This window comes from Streptomyces lincolnensis, from assembly GCF_001685355.1.
Lineage (GTDB): Bacteria > Actinomycetota > Actinomycetes > Streptomycetales > Streptomycetaceae > Streptomyces > Streptomyces lincolnensis.
Genome location: NZ_CP016438.1, coordinates 7,262,191 through 7,276,873, shown reverse-complemented (window position 1 = coordinate 7,276,873; position 14,683 = coordinate 7,262,191). Strand labels below are relative to the sequence as shown.

Annotated in this window: 9 protein-coding genes; 2 read left to right on the top strand and 7 right to left on the bottom strand. The window is 70.6% G+C overall.

The window, feature by feature from the left end; translation table 11 throughout:
* The first annotated feature begins 143 nt into the window (after positions 1-143).
* Together SLINC_RS32480 and SLINC_RS32475 are read left to right on the top strand one after the other, a co-directional pair.
* Positions 144-2,192 carry a glycoside hydrolase family 31 protein gene (locus SLINC_RS32480; RefSeq protein ID WP_067440630.1) on the top strand — a complete coding sequence of 683 codons (2,049 nt, stop codon included), beginning with the start codon at positions 144-146 and terminating at the stop codon, positions 2,190-2,192.
* Positions 2,193-2,365: 173 nt separating this feature from the next.
* Complete coding sequence (locus SLINC_RS32475) at positions 2,366-3,553, top strand: sulfotransferase family protein (RefSeq protein WP_067440627.1); 1,188 nt, start codon at positions 2,366-2,368, stop codon at positions 3,551-3,553.
* A 32-nt stretch (positions 3,554-3,585) separates the two neighbouring features.
* Here SLINC_RS32475 and SLINC_RS32470 read toward each other — a convergent pair whose 3' ends face one another.
* The 7 genes from SLINC_RS32470 to SLINC_RS32440 all read right to left on the bottom strand — a co-directional run bounded on the left by SLINC_RS32470 (position 3,586) and on the right by SLINC_RS32440 (position 14,596).
* The gene (locus SLINC_RS32470; protein ID WP_067440624.1) at positions 3,586-4,299 is read right to left on the bottom strand and encodes a glycoside hydrolase family 12 protein; all 714 of its coding nucleotides are present in this window, start codon (positions 4,297-4,299) and stop codon (positions 3,586-3,588) included.
* 53 nt (positions 4,300-4,352) lie between these two features.
* Entirely contained in the window at positions 4,353-6,560 is a 2,208-nt protein-coding gene (locus SLINC_RS32465) for a glycosyl hydrolase family 95 catalytic domain-containing protein (protein WP_067440621.1), read from the bottom strand.
* A complete protein-coding gene (locus SLINC_RS32460; RefSeq protein WP_067440618.1) occupies positions 6,557-8,563 on the bottom strand; it encodes a beta-galactosidase in 2,007 nt (668 codons plus the stop codon). Before SLINC_RS32460 ends, SLINC_RS32465 begins: the two co-directional genes overlap by 4 nt.
* Positions 8,560-10,770 (bottom strand): sialidase family protein, encoded by a 2,211-nt coding sequence (locus tag SLINC_RS32455; RefSeq protein ID WP_067440615.1) that lies wholly within the window; start codon positions 10,768-10,770, stop codon positions 8,560-8,562. Before SLINC_RS32455 ends, SLINC_RS32460 begins: the two co-directional genes overlap by 4 nt.
* A gap of 128 nt (positions 10,771-10,898) precedes the next feature.
* The gene (locus SLINC_RS32450; protein ID WP_067440612.1) at positions 10,899-11,837 is read right to left on the bottom strand and encodes a carbohydrate ABC transporter permease; all 939 of its coding nucleotides are present in this window, start codon (positions 11,835-11,837) and stop codon (positions 10,899-10,901) included.
* Positions 11,834-12,871, bottom strand: a complete 1,038-nt coding sequence (locus tag SLINC_RS32445; protein WP_067440609.1) for an ABC transporter permease — start codon at positions 12,869-12,871, stop codon at positions 11,834-11,836. Before SLINC_RS32445 ends, SLINC_RS32450 begins: the two co-directional genes overlap by 4 nt.
* 27 nt (positions 12,872-12,898) lie before the next feature.
* Complete coding sequence (locus tag SLINC_RS32440; RefSeq protein ID WP_067440606.1) at positions 12,899-14,596, bottom strand: extracellular solute-binding protein; 1,698 nt, start codon at positions 14,594-14,596, stop codon at positions 12,899-12,901.
* Positions 14,597-14,683 lie beyond the last annotated feature (87 nt).

Below are 14,683 nucleotides of genomic sequence, written 5' to 3'. Positions count from 1 at the left end.
ACCGGAAGCAGCCCAGAAGCTCCAGTTGCACACCAGAAGCACCCGCACGCACTCCTGACGTTCTTTCACCACCGTGCCCCACCGGGGCACACCCATGTCTCCACCCCGTCCTCCCCGTCCTCCTTACTCCGGGAGCACCCCACGTGAATCAGCCTGCCGAAACCCAGATCCCGACCGGCGAGGTCAGCCTCGCGCAGTCGTCACCCACCGTCGGCACGTTCCGCGAACGGGACGGCGCGCTGGAGTGGAGCGGCCGTCAGGAGACCCTGCGCATCGAGCCGTGGGGTCCCGACGCGGTCCGGGTCCGGGCCCGGCTCGGCGGCCCCGTCCTGGAGGGGCTGCCGGGCGCACTGCTGGACGAGGCGCCGGCCACCGAGTCCGCCGTCAAGATCGAGGACGGGCGGGGGTCACTGACCGTCGGCTCGCTGACCGTCGAGGTCGACGCCGAGGGCCTGATCCGCTTCCTGCGCACGGACGACCTCACGGAACTGCTGTCCGAGGAGCGCGCCCACTTCTGGTGGCCGGGCTCGCGCCTCTACACGGCGGTCGGCAACGGACACCACCGCCTGGAGCAGCGCTTCGCCGCCTACGACGACGAGAAGCTGTACGGCCTCGGCCAGCACCAGCACGGCCGCCTCGACCAGAAGGGCCTGGTCCTGGACCTGGTCCAGCGCAACGCCGAGGTCGGCATCCCGGTCCTGACCTCCAGCCGCGGCTACACCCTGCTGTGGAACAACCCGGCGATCGGCCGCGTGGAGCTGGCGCACAACGGCACCCGGTGGGTCGCCGACTCCGCCCGCCAGATCGACTACTGGATCACCGCGGGCGCCCCGGCCGCCGCGCAGCGCGCCTACAGCGCGGTGACGGGCCGTACGCCGATGATGCCCGAGTGGGCGGCGGGCTTCTGGCAGTGCAAGCTGCGCTACCGCACCCAGGACGAACTCCTCGCCGTGGCCCGGGAGTACAAGCGGCGCGGACTGCCGATCTCCGCGATCGTCTGCGACTTCTTCCACTGGACGCACCTGGGCGAGTGGAAGTTCGACCTGAGCGAATGGCCGGACCCGGCCGCGATGGTGCGCGAGCTGGAGGAGATGGGCATCAAGCTCGTCGTCTCCGTCTGGCCGTCGGTCTCGCCCCTCTCCGAGAACCACCCGGTCATGGAGCAGCGCGGCTACTTCATCGGCACCCAGTACGGTCCGATGGCGCACGCCGACTGGCCGGACAAGGAGGTCGCCTCCACCGTCCAGGTCGCCTTCTACGACGCCACCAACCCGGACGCCCGTGACTTCGTGTGGTCGAAGGTGAAGGAGAACTACCTCGACCGGTACGGCATCACCGCCTTCTGGCTGGACGCCTGCGAGCCGGAGCTGAAGCCGGGCTTCCAGGAGAACCTGCGCTACTGGGCGGGTCCAGGCCTGGAGGTCGGCAACATCTACCCGGCCGAGAACGCCCGCACCTTCCACGAGGGTCTCAGCGCCGCCGACGAGGAGGTCATCACCCTCAACCGCTCGGCGTGGGCGGGCAGTCAGCGCTACGGCGCCGCCCTGTGGTCCGGCGACATCGGCACCGACTTCCCGACCCTGCGCCGCCAGATCGCGGCCGGTCTCAACACCTCCCTGTCGGGCATCCCCTGGTGGAACACCGACATCGGCGGCTTCCACGGCGGCGACCCGAGCGACCCTGCGTACCAGGAGGTCATGGTCCGCTGGTTCCAGTTCGGCGCGCTGTCCCCGCTGATGCGCCTGCACGGCTTCCGCGACCCGGGTATGCCGCTCGGCCCGGAGATGACCGGCGGCCCGAACGAGGTGTGGTCGTACGGCGAGGAGGCCGGCGCGATCATGGAGCGCTACCTGCGGCTGCGCGAGCGCCTGAAGCCGTACGTCCTGACGGTCATGCGCGAGGCGCACGAGCAGGGGCTGCCGGTCATGCGGCCGCTGTTCCTGGAGTTCCCCGAGGACCAGGCGGCCTGGTCGGTGGACGACGCCTATCTCTTCGGCGCCGATCTGCTGGTCGCGCCGGTGCTGACGGCGGGCGCCACGGTCCGCACGACGTATCTGCCGGCGGGCGCGGCCTGGACGGACGCGTGGACGGGTGAGACGTACCAGGGCGGTACGACCGTGACGGTCGACGCCCCGCTGGACCGCATCCCGCTGTTCCTGCGGGACGGGGCGAGCCTCCCGGTCGCCGAGTAGCGGCGGCGGCCGGGAATCCGGCCGGGTGCGGTCGGCCTGCGGGGGAGAGGCCGACCGCACCCGCACAGGGGGGGGTGGTGTTCGGGCGAACTCACCAGTCAGGCAAGCTGGTTGGGCGATCGAGCAGTCGCCCCGCCTCGATGAGATCCGCCTCGACGAAAGGAAGCCGCCTCGTGCCCTCCGCTCCCCTGCCCCTGACGCTGGCCAATCTCCTGACGCGGCCGGCGCTGGGGTCCCGGCGTGACCCGGTCCGGGTCTTCGACCGGATCCTCGGCGGGGCCGGGCAGGCGGACGGGGACGAGTGGTTCGTCGACGGCTTCCGGCTCCTGCTGCGTGAGTGGGCGGCCGACGAGGAGCTGTCGCCGGTCGGCTGGCAGTCGGCGCAGGGCCATGTGCGCAGGCATCTGACCAACCGGGCCCGGATCCGGCGGCTGATCGCCGAGCAGCCCGCGATCGAGCGGGAGACCGTCGAGAGGCCGGTGTTCGTGGTGGGCCTGCCGCGCACCGCCACCACGCTCACCCACAACGTGCTCTCCCTGTCCGAGGACCACCGCTGCCCCCGCCTGTGGGAGCTGCTCGCCCCCGGCCTGGAACCCTCGCCCCAGGAGCGGCACAAGGCGGTCAAGGCGGCGCAGCGGATGCTCACCGGCACGTATCTGCTCACGCCCCGTTTCCGCGACATCCATCCGATGACCGCCGAGGGCCCGGAGGAGTGCACGTTCCTCCTGCCGCACGCCCTGGTGCCGCTGTCCCAGGCCCGGCTGCCGGAGTACCACGCCCGGCAGTTCGAGCGGGACTTCGTGCCCGACTACCGCCATCTCAAGCAGTGCTTCCAGGTGCTCCAGTACGGCCGTCCGCGCCGCCGCTGGATCCTGAAGTCCCCCATGCACACCGGCAACCTCGACGCCCTGTTCGAGGTGTTCCCGGACGCCACGCTCGTGTGGACGCACCGCGACCCGGCGACCGCCGTCGCCTCGTTCTGCAGCCTGGTCGAGTGCGGTATGGCGCTGTCCCGGCGCACGGTGGACCCGCACGCGCTCGGCGCCACCTGGCTCGACCTGCTGAGCCGCTCGGTACAGCGCGGGCTCGCGGCCCGGGCCGGCATTCCCCGCGAGGCGCTGGTGGACGTCCCGTACTCCTGGCTCGGCACCGACCCGGCCGCGAGCGCCCCGAAGCTCTACGACGCCGTCGGCGCCCGCTGGACCGACGCCGAGGCGGCCCGGCTGGACTCGGTCGCCGCCCGGCCCAAGGGCGGGCCCCGGCACACCTACGATCTGGCCCGCTACGGCCTGACGCGCGCCGACGTGGACGCGGTCTTCGCCGACTACGACGCGCTGCGGGCCGAGGTCGACCGCGCCTGACGGCACGGCCGGCCCCGGCCCCTGACGGATGATCAGCCGCCGCTGACCGTCACGTTGTTGGCGGCGAAGTCCAGGCCGCCGGACGAGGACGTGATCTCGAAGCCGAACTGCACGTCACCGATGGTCTCGTTGCCCATCCAGCCCTTGGTGTCCTTGATCCACTTCAGGATCGGCAGGATGTTCACCGTGCCGGAGTTGGAGTTCGAGGTCCGGATGAACGAGAAGACCTCGTTGGCTCCGTTGGTGCCCTTGAAGACGTTCCAGCTGTGCCCGCCGACCGTCACACTGCCCTGCGAGGAGCCGATGGGGCCGACGGGGCCGGTCTTGTTGACCCAGAGCATGATCTCGTAGTCGTAGTCGGTGTCCCAGATGTCGTACGACGTGTTGTACGCGCCGGAGGACGGGACGGAGACGTTGTAGCTGCTGGAGAGCGAGGTCAGCGAGGTGATCGACTTGTTGATCACCTTCTTGGAGTTGGGGTAGGACTTGATGCCGCCGGTGTTGGGGTGGTTGGCGTTGACACCCCAGTTGGTGCCGGAGTTCGCCCAGATGCACTGGGCGCCGGCGCCGGAGCCCCAGATGTTGTTGTAGAGCGTGTAGCCGTTCAGGCTCGTGTTGCCGTACTGGGCGCAGGAGTTCCAGACGGCGGCCGCGGCGGGGGTGGCGGCGAGACCGACGGTGGCGCCGAACGCCATCGCCGGGGCCAGAACGGCCATGGTGATCTTGCGCAGTGTGCTCTGTGCCATGGTGTCGTCCCTTTCCATGGGTGGGGGGAATCGCGGGGGGAAATGCGGGGGGATCACCACGCCCTCAAGGTGAGGACGTGGTCTTCCCCGGCGACGAGGTCGAGCGGCTCGGTGCCGGAGGAAGTACGGAGTTCCACGCGGTGGGTGCGCGTGGGCCTGAGGACCGCTGTCGCGGCCTCGGGCGTCCATGTGAGGTCGAGCTCCGCGCCGAACCGGGTGCGGATGCCGGTCAGTCGGCCCGTGGGGTAGGCCGAGGGGAGCGCGGGGAGCAGGACCAGTCGGTCGGGGGTCGACTGGACGAGCATCTCGATCAGCACGGCGGGCAGGGTGTGGGCGGCGTCCGCGTTGTAGACGTGCCGGTTCGGGTAGTGCGCGCTCATCAGGGAGGTGTGGAAGAAGTCCCCCTTGAGCACCTGCCCGAGGGCGTGCGCGACCCGTTCCCCGTCCCGCAGCCGGGCGGCGACGAGGGCGTGGTGCAGATGGCCGTGGGCGGAGTCGTTCTCGGAGCCGCGCAGTTCGAGCGCGCGGTGCGCGGCCGCCGCGAGGCCCGGGGTGTCGTACGGGGTGATCTCGTCGAGCGGCCAGACGCCGTAGAGGTGGCTGAGGTGGCGGTGGTCGTAGGTGTCGTCGAGTCCTGGCCAGGCCCATTCCGCGAGGGCGCCGTCGGTGTTGATCCGGTGGGGCGGGAGCCGGTCGGCGAGGGCACGCCAGTGACTCGCCCGCTCGGGGTGGTACTCGGCGGCCGTGAGCAGGGCGTGCCGGGCGGCCGACAGGTCCATGGCCGCGTTGATCGCGCCCCAGCTCGCGTTCGCGGGCCGGTTCTCGGGCGAGTAGGAGGGGACGACGACCAGATGGCCCTCGTCGTCGGTGCGGGTGAGGAAGTCCTCGTAGAACAGGGCGACCTGGGCGAGGGCGTGCGCCGTGCGGGAGTCCTTCTCGCCGCGGGTCTCGTCGTGGTCGACGAGCGGCTTGAGCAGCCAGTCGGCGCCCGCCGTCCACAGGTGCAGGGGGTATTCGCGGCTGAAGTGGTACGCCAGCCCGGACTCGCCGTCGGTGTGCGCGGGAGCCATGACACCGCGGATGCCGAAGACCGCGCGGGCGTTGGCAGCCCAGTCGTCCAGCTGACGGTGGATCAGGGAGGCGAGGGCCTCGGTGACTTCGGGGAGCGCGGCGGCAGCGGCGGAGGCGGTCTGGAGGTTGAGGTTGGCGTCGTTGGTGAAGGCTCCGGCCCAGGCGGTGTTCCAGTCGCCGGTCCACAGGCCGACCAGGCGGGGCGGCAGCATCCCGGAGGCGGACAGCAGGTGGTGGCGGCCGGCGGCGAAGAGGCGCTCCAGGAGGGCGGGGCTCTCCGGCCGGGTGAGCAACTCCGAGCCCGGCAGGGCGCGTTCGGCCGGATCCGCGTCGAGGTCGAGACGCACGCGCTCGTAGGCCGTGCGGTGCAGGTCGGCGTGGCGGGCGAGCAGAGCGGAGTACGCGTCCTCGCCGTCCGGGAGCAGGTCGCCGAGGGCGCGGGCGTGGGTGAGGGCGTCCCGGTCCTCGGCGTCGGGCCCGTCCGGGTGGGACAGCACCCGGGTGAGCAGCAGCACGGACTCCGCGCCGGCGATCCGCAGGCCCGGGGGGATGAGCGTGGTCCGGCCGCCCGTGACCACGACCAGGGTCACACCGGTGTAGGCGCGGTCGCTCCCGGCATGGCGGGCCCGCACGGTGAGCAGGGCACCCTCGGGGGTGAGGACGGCGCCGTGGCCGACGGCCAGGTCGTGGGGCGCGCCCGGGAGCCGGTGGTCCAGGGAGATGTCCAGGTCGGGGGCGGTGATCCGGTGGACGATGACGTCGTCGGCGCGGGAGACGAAGACATGGCTGCCGCCGTCCGCGCACTCGGCCTGTACGACGCCGGTGGTGAAGTCGACGCTACGGCGGTAGTCGCCGCCGTGGCCCGGTCGCCGGCGGAGCCGTATCTCGAAGGCCGGGTGGAAGGGCTTCACCCACTGGAGGGGGCGTCCGTCGGTGAAGCTCTCGGCGGCGTGCAGGTCGCCGGCGAGCAACCGGTCCTGGAGCGCGGGGAGTTCGGCGGCGAGCTCGGGCGGGCGGGCGTGTTCGGAGCCGTTGGGGCGGACGAGGCCGTGGTGCGTCACGACGACCCGCTCGTCGTCCGGGCCGCCGAACACCAGGGCGCCGTGGCGGCCGTTGCCGCTGAGGAAGCCGTCCTCCCAGCGGGTGGCCGGGCGCGGTTCCCAGGTGCCGTGGACGGGGCCGTCGGTCATGGTGCGAGCACCGCCTCGGCTTGTGCGTCGGGTTCCGCCTTGAGCACCGCCGCGCCGTACCGGCCGAGGGTGAGCTCGTCCTTCAGGGCGGCTCCGGTCAGGAGGTCGCGGTGACCGCCCGGCACCTCGACGGTCACCGACTCGCGCCCGTGGTTGAGGACGAACAGCAGCTCACCCCGGCGGACCGCCTCGACCCCCTCGGGCAGCGCGTCGAGCACGGGACGGACGCCCGCCTCGGCGGCGATCCCGGCGAGCAGGTCGCGCATCGCCGCGGGCTCGGGCAGCGTCGAGAGGTACCAGGCACGGCCGCTGCGCAGCACCGCGGGCAGCCCGTCGAGCTCGCCGCCCTTGTAGCGGGCCCGGGCCTCGGCGTCCTCGGTCTTGTCGATCTCCTCCGACCACAGGGTGCCGCGGAATCCGTCGCACTCGACGTGTTCGCCGGCGTCCAGCGGCCACCACTCGTGCAGGGTGCGGATGCCGAACAGCTCGCGCAGCCGGGCGTCCATGCCGCCCGCGCGGACCCGGTCGTCCTCGTCGGCGACACCGGTGAGGAAGCCCGAGACGAGGGTGCCGCCCCGGCGGACGTACGCGAGGAGGTTCTCGATCGCCGCGTCGGTGAGGGCGTACGCCTGCGGGACGACCACGAGCCGGTAGGCGCTCAGGTCGTGCTCCGGGTGGGCGAAGTCGGTGGTGAGGTGCGCCTCCCACAGGGCACGGTGCCAGGCCCTGAGCAGGTCGGGGTGGTCGACCCGGTTCGAGAGCCGGCCGTCCTGGGCACCGGCCCACCAGGCGTGCCAGTCGTGGAGTACGGCGATGTCGTTCGGGGTGTGACGGCCCGTCACCTCGGGGGCGATCGCCGCTAGTTCGGCGCCGAGCTGCTTCACCTCCTGGTAGGTCCGCCCCTCCTCCCCCGCGTGGCTGACCATCCCGGAGTGGAACTTCTCCGCGCCCTGCCGGGACTGGCGCCACTGGAAGTAGCAGACGGCGTCGGCGCCGCGGGCGACGGCCTGGAGGGACCACAGGCGGTTGAGGCCGCGCGGCTTGGGGTGGTTGACGCCCCGCCAGTTGACCGGCCCCGCGGCCTGCTCCATCAGCATCCAGGGACCGCGGGCCTGCGAGCGGGTCATGTCCTGCACCAGGGCCCCGTTCTGGGCGCCCAGCGGATCCCGCGGGTCGGGGTAGAGGTCGACGGAGACGACGTCCTCCTCCTCGGCCCAGCGCCAGGCGTCCTGGCCGACCCACAGCGGCATGAAGTTGGTGGTCACGGGGAGGTGCGGGGTGGCCCGGCGGACGATGTCGCGTTCGGCGACGTAGCACTCCAGGAGCATGTCGGAGGTGAACCGCTTGAAGTCCAGCACCTGGCCCGGGTTCTTCAGGTAGTGGGCCTGGCGGGGGGTGTGGATCTCGGCCCAGTCGCCGTAGCCCTGGCTCCAGAAGGCGGTGCCCCAGGCCTCGTTGAGAGCGTCGAGCGTGCCGTACTTCGCCCGGAGCCAGACGCGGAAGCGGGCGGCGGCCCCCTCGCTCCAGTCGTAGGTGCAGTACTCGTTGTTGATGTGCCACATGGTCAGGGCCGGGTGGCCGCCGTAGCGGGCGGCGAGGTCCTCGGTGATGGCGGCGGCGTAACGGCGGTAGGTGTCGCTGGAGTGCGAGAAGTGCTGGCGGCCGCCCCACCACTCGGTACGGCCGTCCTCGGTGACGGGCAGGGTGTCGGGGTGGAGGTGGCCCATCCACGGCGGCGGCGAGGCGGTCGGGGTGGCGAGCACCACCCCGATCCCGTTGTCGTGCATAAGGTCCATCAGCCGGTCGAGCCAGCCGAACTCCCGCTCGCCCGGCCGGGGTTCGAGCTTCGCCCAGGAGAAGACGCCGAGGGTGACGGAGTTGACCCCGGCGGCCCTCATCAGCCGCACGTCCTCCTGCCAGGTCTCCTCGGGCCACTGCTCGGGGTTGTAGTCGCCGCCGTAGAGGATGCGGCCGCGGGTGGCGGCACCGAGGTCCGGCTTCACGCCGGCTCCCCGTACTGGATGCCCCGCCCGTTGGTGGCGATGTAGACGCGGCCGTGGACGCGCGGGTCGCCGGTGATGGTCTCGCCGATCCAGCCCCACTGGTGCCGGTCGTCGTTGATCCGCGTCCAGGTCTTCGCCCCGTCGTCGGAGCGGTACACGGCGGTGATGCTCCCGGGCGAGCCGACCATGTAGAGCGCCGGGTAGTCGGCGCCGTCGGCGGCCTTGCCGAAGCCGAGGGTGTGCGAGGCCGAGGTGCTGGTGACCTTCGTGACGGTGGCGCCGCCGTCGGTGGACCGGTACAGCCCGTTCACCTTGGTGGAGAGCCACAGGTCACCGGAGCGCCCCGGCGCCGCGACCAGCTCGAACTGGCTGTCCCCGGAGGGCAGTCCGGTCGCGCCCTTGGTGAACGAGGCGCCGCTGTCGGTGCTGGCGAGCAGCGTGCCCGTGTCGGTGTCGTAGGCGTAGAAGCGCGTCGGGTCGGCCGGGTCGGCGACCGGCGTGGCGCCCTTCGGGAAGGAGGGGACCTCGGTCCAGGTGGCCCCGTTGTCCGTCGAGCGGTGGGCCGGGTACTTCGTGCCGTCCCAGTGCACGAACACCCAGAGCAGCACAGTGCCGTCGGCGTTGGTGGCGATCGGCCCCGGCGCGTCCTTGGCGATCGAGGGCTGGGTCTTGAAGGGCGCCCAGGTCTGTCCGCCGTCGTTCGAGTAGGCACCGTTGCCGTTGTCGCCCCACCCGGCCCGCACGACGTACGCGGGCTTGCGCGCGGCCTGCGAGAGTCCCGTCGCCGACGCGAAGACGGGGTTCGAGGCCATGCCGCGCGAGGGCGAGGCGGTGAGCCGCTCGTGGTACATCACGCCGATGTCCCCGAGCCCGCTGATCAGGTGCGCCTTCCCGACCGGGGGCGAGATCAGCTGGCGCACGGACGTCTCCTCCAGGCCGCGGATCTGCGGGGCCCAGTTCTTCAGGTCCCGCGTGCCGTAGAGGGTGGCGCCGGTGCCGTAGACGATGTGCCGGGAGTCGTACGGGTCGAGGGCGAGGGCCTGGATCCACCAGCCGAACTTCGGCTTGTCGGCGCCCCACTTGAGGAAGGGGGTCTCGGAGACGTCGAAGACCGCGGTGTCCTTGAGGGACGTCCAGGTGCGGCCGCCGTTGGTGGAGCGGTAGACGGTGTCGATGTCGGCCCACCGGTTGTTGGTGGACACGACGACCGTGCCGGGCCGGCGGGCGTCGACGGCGACCCCGCCGTAGGCGAAGGTGTCGGCGGATCCGTCGCTCGTGGTCCCGCCCGGCTTCACCGGCGTCACCTCGGTCCACCTGCGGGTGACGGTGGCCAGCTTGTGCACACTGCCGTCGGACTGCCCGTTGGGCCCGGGGGCGTTGGCGTACGTCACGTACAGCTCACGGGTGAGGCAGTCGTACGCGGCGCGGATCGGGACCTTGGCGGCGGTGCCGGAGGGCTGCCCGGGAACGGCCTCCCACCTGCTGCCGTCGGCCGTGCGGTACAGGTTGGCGGCGGTTCCGTCGGAGTCGCCCCAGCCCGCGTAGACGGTCCGTCCGGCGGCCACGAGGAGCGTCACGCCCTGCCCGGTGGCGCTCGGGATGCCCGGGAAACCGGTCGCGGCCGCCCAGGTGGCGCCCCGGTCGGTGGACTTCAGCAGCCCGTCGTGTCTGGTCCCCAGCCACAGCGTGTCACTGTCCCTCGGGTCGACGAGCAGCCGCTCCCCCGTCCCCCGCCCGTCCTCGTTGCCCCCGAGCTTCACCGCGAGGTCGGTCCGCGCCCAGGTCGCGCCCCGGTCCTCCGACCGCAGCACGGCACCGTTGCCGACCCACGACTGGGTGTAGGTGCCCAGCGCGAGGTAGAGCCGCTCGGGATGCGCCGGATCGACGGCCATCGCCTCGACCCCTAGCAGGTTCCAGTCGTCCCACCCGAGGTGATCGGTGAGCGCGGTCCAGCGCGCCGCCCGGTCGTCCCAGCGGTAGGCCCCACCGATGTCGGTACGGGCATAGGCGAGCCCCCGGACGGAGGGGTGGAAGAGAACACCGGTGACGAAGCCGGCCCCACCGATGACGACATCACGCCAGCGGTAGGAAGGGGCGGCGGCTGGGGCGCCATAGGCATGCCCCTGTACCGCGGGAATCACGGTGACCGCGGCAGCAACCGCAGCCCCACCAAGAACCGCACGACGACTCGGACCGGACGCGCGCATGACACATACCTCGCTGTATGAGAATGGGGGGAGATGTCCAACTCAGGGGCGCGGGGAACTGCGCGCCCAGCCACGAAACAACGTTCAGCCGCCGACCGGTCGAAGCGCCCCGCCGGGAAGGCGAGGGGTCAGCCCTTCACCGCACCCGTGAGCATGCCCTTCTTGAAGTGCCGCTGGACGAACGGCGAGAGAACCGCCACCGGCAGCAGAGCCATCACCATGACGGCCATCTGCACCGCCAGCCCCGACAACTGCCCGGTCTTGATCGCCTGCCCCAGCCCCACCGGTGCCTCCTGCTTCTGCACCAGCTGGATCATGACGTTCTGGAGCGGCATCATGTCCTGGTCGTTGAGATACAGGGACGCGTTGAACCAGGCGCTCCAGTACCCGACGGCGTAGAACAGCGTGATCACCGCGAGCACGGCACGCGAGAGCGGCATGACGATCTGCCACAGGATCCGGAAGTCACCGGCGCCGTCGATCCGCGCGCTGTCGGTGAGTTCCTGCGAGATCCCCATGAAGAACCCGCGCAGCACCAGGATGTTGAAGACGCTGATCGCGCTCGGCAGGATCAGCGCGAGATAGCTGTCGGTCAGGCCCAGCGACTGCACCAGCAGATACGTGGGAATCAGCCCCGCGCTGAAGAACATCGTCGCCAGCAGCAGCATCAGCAGCCAGCGGTGTCCGAGCGATCCGATGCGCGAGAGGCCGTAGGCGCACAGCACCGACACGGCCATCGAGAACAGCGTGCCGACGAGGGTGACCAGGACGCTGACGATCGTGGCCCGGGTGACCTGGCCGCCGCTCAGCAGTTCCTTGTAGGCGATGAACGTGATGCCCTTGGGGATCATCACCAGTCCGCCCGCCTCGTCGATGGTCTTGCGGGAGGACAGGCTGGTGACGACCACGATCCACAGCGGGAAGAGGATCGCGAAGCAGGCCAGGGCCAGGACGAGGCCCTTGCCGGCGACACCGGCCTTGCTGGGCTCCTCCTCCCATGTCGGGCGGGGCGGGGCGGCCCACCGGGACCGCTGGGGTACGGGCGGCTTGTCGATGACGGCGGTCACTTCTTGTACACCCCCTGCTCGCCCATGAGATGGGCCACCTTGTTCGCGGCGAGGACCAGTCCGAGACTGACCACGCCCTTGACGAGACCGGCGGCGGCCGCGTAGCCGAAGTCCTGGTTGCGCACGCCGTTCCACCACACGAAGGTGTCGAGGACCTCCGCGGCCCCTGGTCCGACGGCATCGCGTTGGAGCAGGATCTGTTCGAATCCGACCGTCAGCGCGTCACCCACGCGCAGCACCAGCAGCAGTGCGATCACCGGGCGCAGCGCGGGCAGCGTCACATGCCAGATCCGGCGCCAGCGTCCGGCCCCGTCCATCGCCGCCGCCTCGTACAGGTCGGGGCTGACCGAGGACAGGGCCGCGAGGAAGACGATGATCCCCCAGCCGGCGTCCTTCCAGATGCCCTCCGCCGTCACCAGGTACTTGAAGGTGGACGGGTCGGTCATGATGGACAGCCCGTCGTACCCGTGGTCGCGCAGCAGCTGCGACAGGATGCCCGCGCCGCCGAAGAGCTGCTGGAAGACGGCGATGACCAGCACCCAGGAGAAGAAGTGCGGGAGGTAGAGGATCGCCTGGGAGATCGCCCGCACCCGTGGCCTGACCACACTGTTGATGAGCAGCGCGAGCCCGATCGGGATCGGGAAGAACAGCAGGAGTTGCAGGAAGAACAGCACCAGGGTGTTCTGGACCGCGTTCCAGAAGTCCGGGTCCTCGAACATCCGCTGGAAGTTCTCGACGCCGACCCAGGGGCTGTTCAGCATGGCGACGATGCCGTTGCTGCTGACGTAGGGGTCGTAGTCCTGGAAGGCGACGATGTTGCCGAGGATCGGCAGGTAGTTGAAGACCAGCAAGAGCAGGACGGCGGGCAGCGTCATCAGGATCAGGACGCGGTCGCGTCTGAATCTGAGCCGCAGACTCAGCTTCCCGTCCTTCTTCTCCCGCGGGGTTCCGGCAGCTTTGCCGGACGCCGCCGGAGTCTTCTGCGCGCTGTCGTCTGCCTCGGCCCTGCTGCGAGGCACCGTGCTGTGGGACACGGTTGTTCTCCTTGCCTCAGTGCCTGGTCAGCTCGCCGCCGAGCCGTTTTCGTCGAGGAGCTTCTGGTACCAGTCGCGCAGCTTGTCGCCGCCCTGGCGCTTCCAGGTGGAGACGGCCTGCTGCATGTCGCTGATCTTCTTGCGGCCGCGGGTGATGTCGTCCTCGAGCTGCTCGAAGTCGTTGCCGAGGTTGGTGTAGCGGGTCGGCTCGGTGATCATCTGGCCGTAGAAGCTGGACTTCTTGGTGAAGGAGCCCATCCGCTGGTACCACTCCACCTGCGCCTTGGCGACGTCGGGGAAGTCGGGGTGGGCGAGGGTGGCAGCAGGGCTCGCGAGCATGACGTAGGCGTTCATGACCTGGTTGTTGCCCGCGTCGGTCTTGACGGGCACGCCGTCCTTGACGGTGTAGTGGGTGCCCTCCACGCCGTAGTTGGTCATCATGTATTCCTTGGTGCCGTACGGCGCGGCGGTGACGTTGGCGGCGGCCAGCACGTCACGGATGACGGACTCCGAGGCGCTCTTGTTGACGTAGGCGAAGATGCCGGCCGGCTGTTCGGCCCAGACCGTCGGGTCGCCGCCGTCGTGGTTGTAGACGTCCATGCCCCAGATCTTGAACTCCGGGTTCTGGGTGGCCTGTTCGGCGGTGCGGCTCCACCACTGGGTGATGTTGTTGGGGTAGATCAGGAACTCGCCGGCGGCGAACTTGGGGCCCGGGTCGGGGGCGTTCTTGCCCATCATGGAGTCGGGGTGCACGACGCCTGCGGCGAAGAGCTTGCGGGCCCACTCCAGCGCTTCGAGGTACTCCTCGGTCTCGACGCGGCAGACCATCTTGCCGTCCTGGTGGTTCCACCACAGCGGCTTCTCGCTGCCGGAGAACACGCTGAACATCTGGAAGGCGGTCCACTTCATGTCCAGGCAGGCCCACCGCCGCGCCTTGGCGTTGGTGATCTCCTTGGCGAGGGCCATGAACTCGTCGGTGGAGCGCGGGACTTCGTAGCCCTCCTTGTCGAAGATGTCCTTGCGGTAGAGGGGCACGATGCCGGTGATGGGCGGGGAGGGCTGCGGCAGGGCGCGCAGCTTGCCGCCGATGATGCAGCGCTGCCAGGCGTCGGTCGGGATGGCGGCGAGGTTCGGGTACTCCTTGACCGCGTCGCCCGACAGGTAGGGGCCGAGGTCGGCGAACTTGTTGATGAGGGCGGTGGGTATCCGGCCGCTCATGTTCCAGCTCGGGACGACCACCACGTCCGGGATGTCACTGGAGGCGAGGACCGCGCCGAGCTTCTGGTCGTAGGTGTTGCCGTCCTGGTTCTGCCAGACGACGTCGACGCCTATCAGGCTGTTCATCCCCTGGTAGTAGGGGTTGTTCCCCTTGGGCGGGGAGCCCCAGAACGGCGACATGATCGTGACCTTGCCGCCCTTGCCCAGCTTCTTGGGGACCGAGGTCTTCAGGTCCGCGAGGTCGAGCTTGCTGGTGAAGCCGAGGGGTGAGCCGTTCTTCGAGGGGAGGTCCGGGGTCACCACGTTGCTGGCGACGAAGGCCGGCAGCAGCTTCTTCGCGTCCTTGCCCGACGTGGTGCCCTCGCGCGAGCCGCTCTCCGAGCCGCCGCAGGCGGCGAGCAGTGGCATCCCGCCCGCGACCGCCGCGGTGGCGACCGCGGTGGAGGCGAGGAAGCTTCTCCGGCTGGGTCCGGAAGGACCAGAGGAGGCGGCGGCGTTCGGCGTCATTGCGTCAACCCTTCATGGCGCACCAGGACACCCGGCGGTGGAGCCGTCGGCTGCGGTGTCTTGAGTGGAACTGGCTGAGCTGAAGCG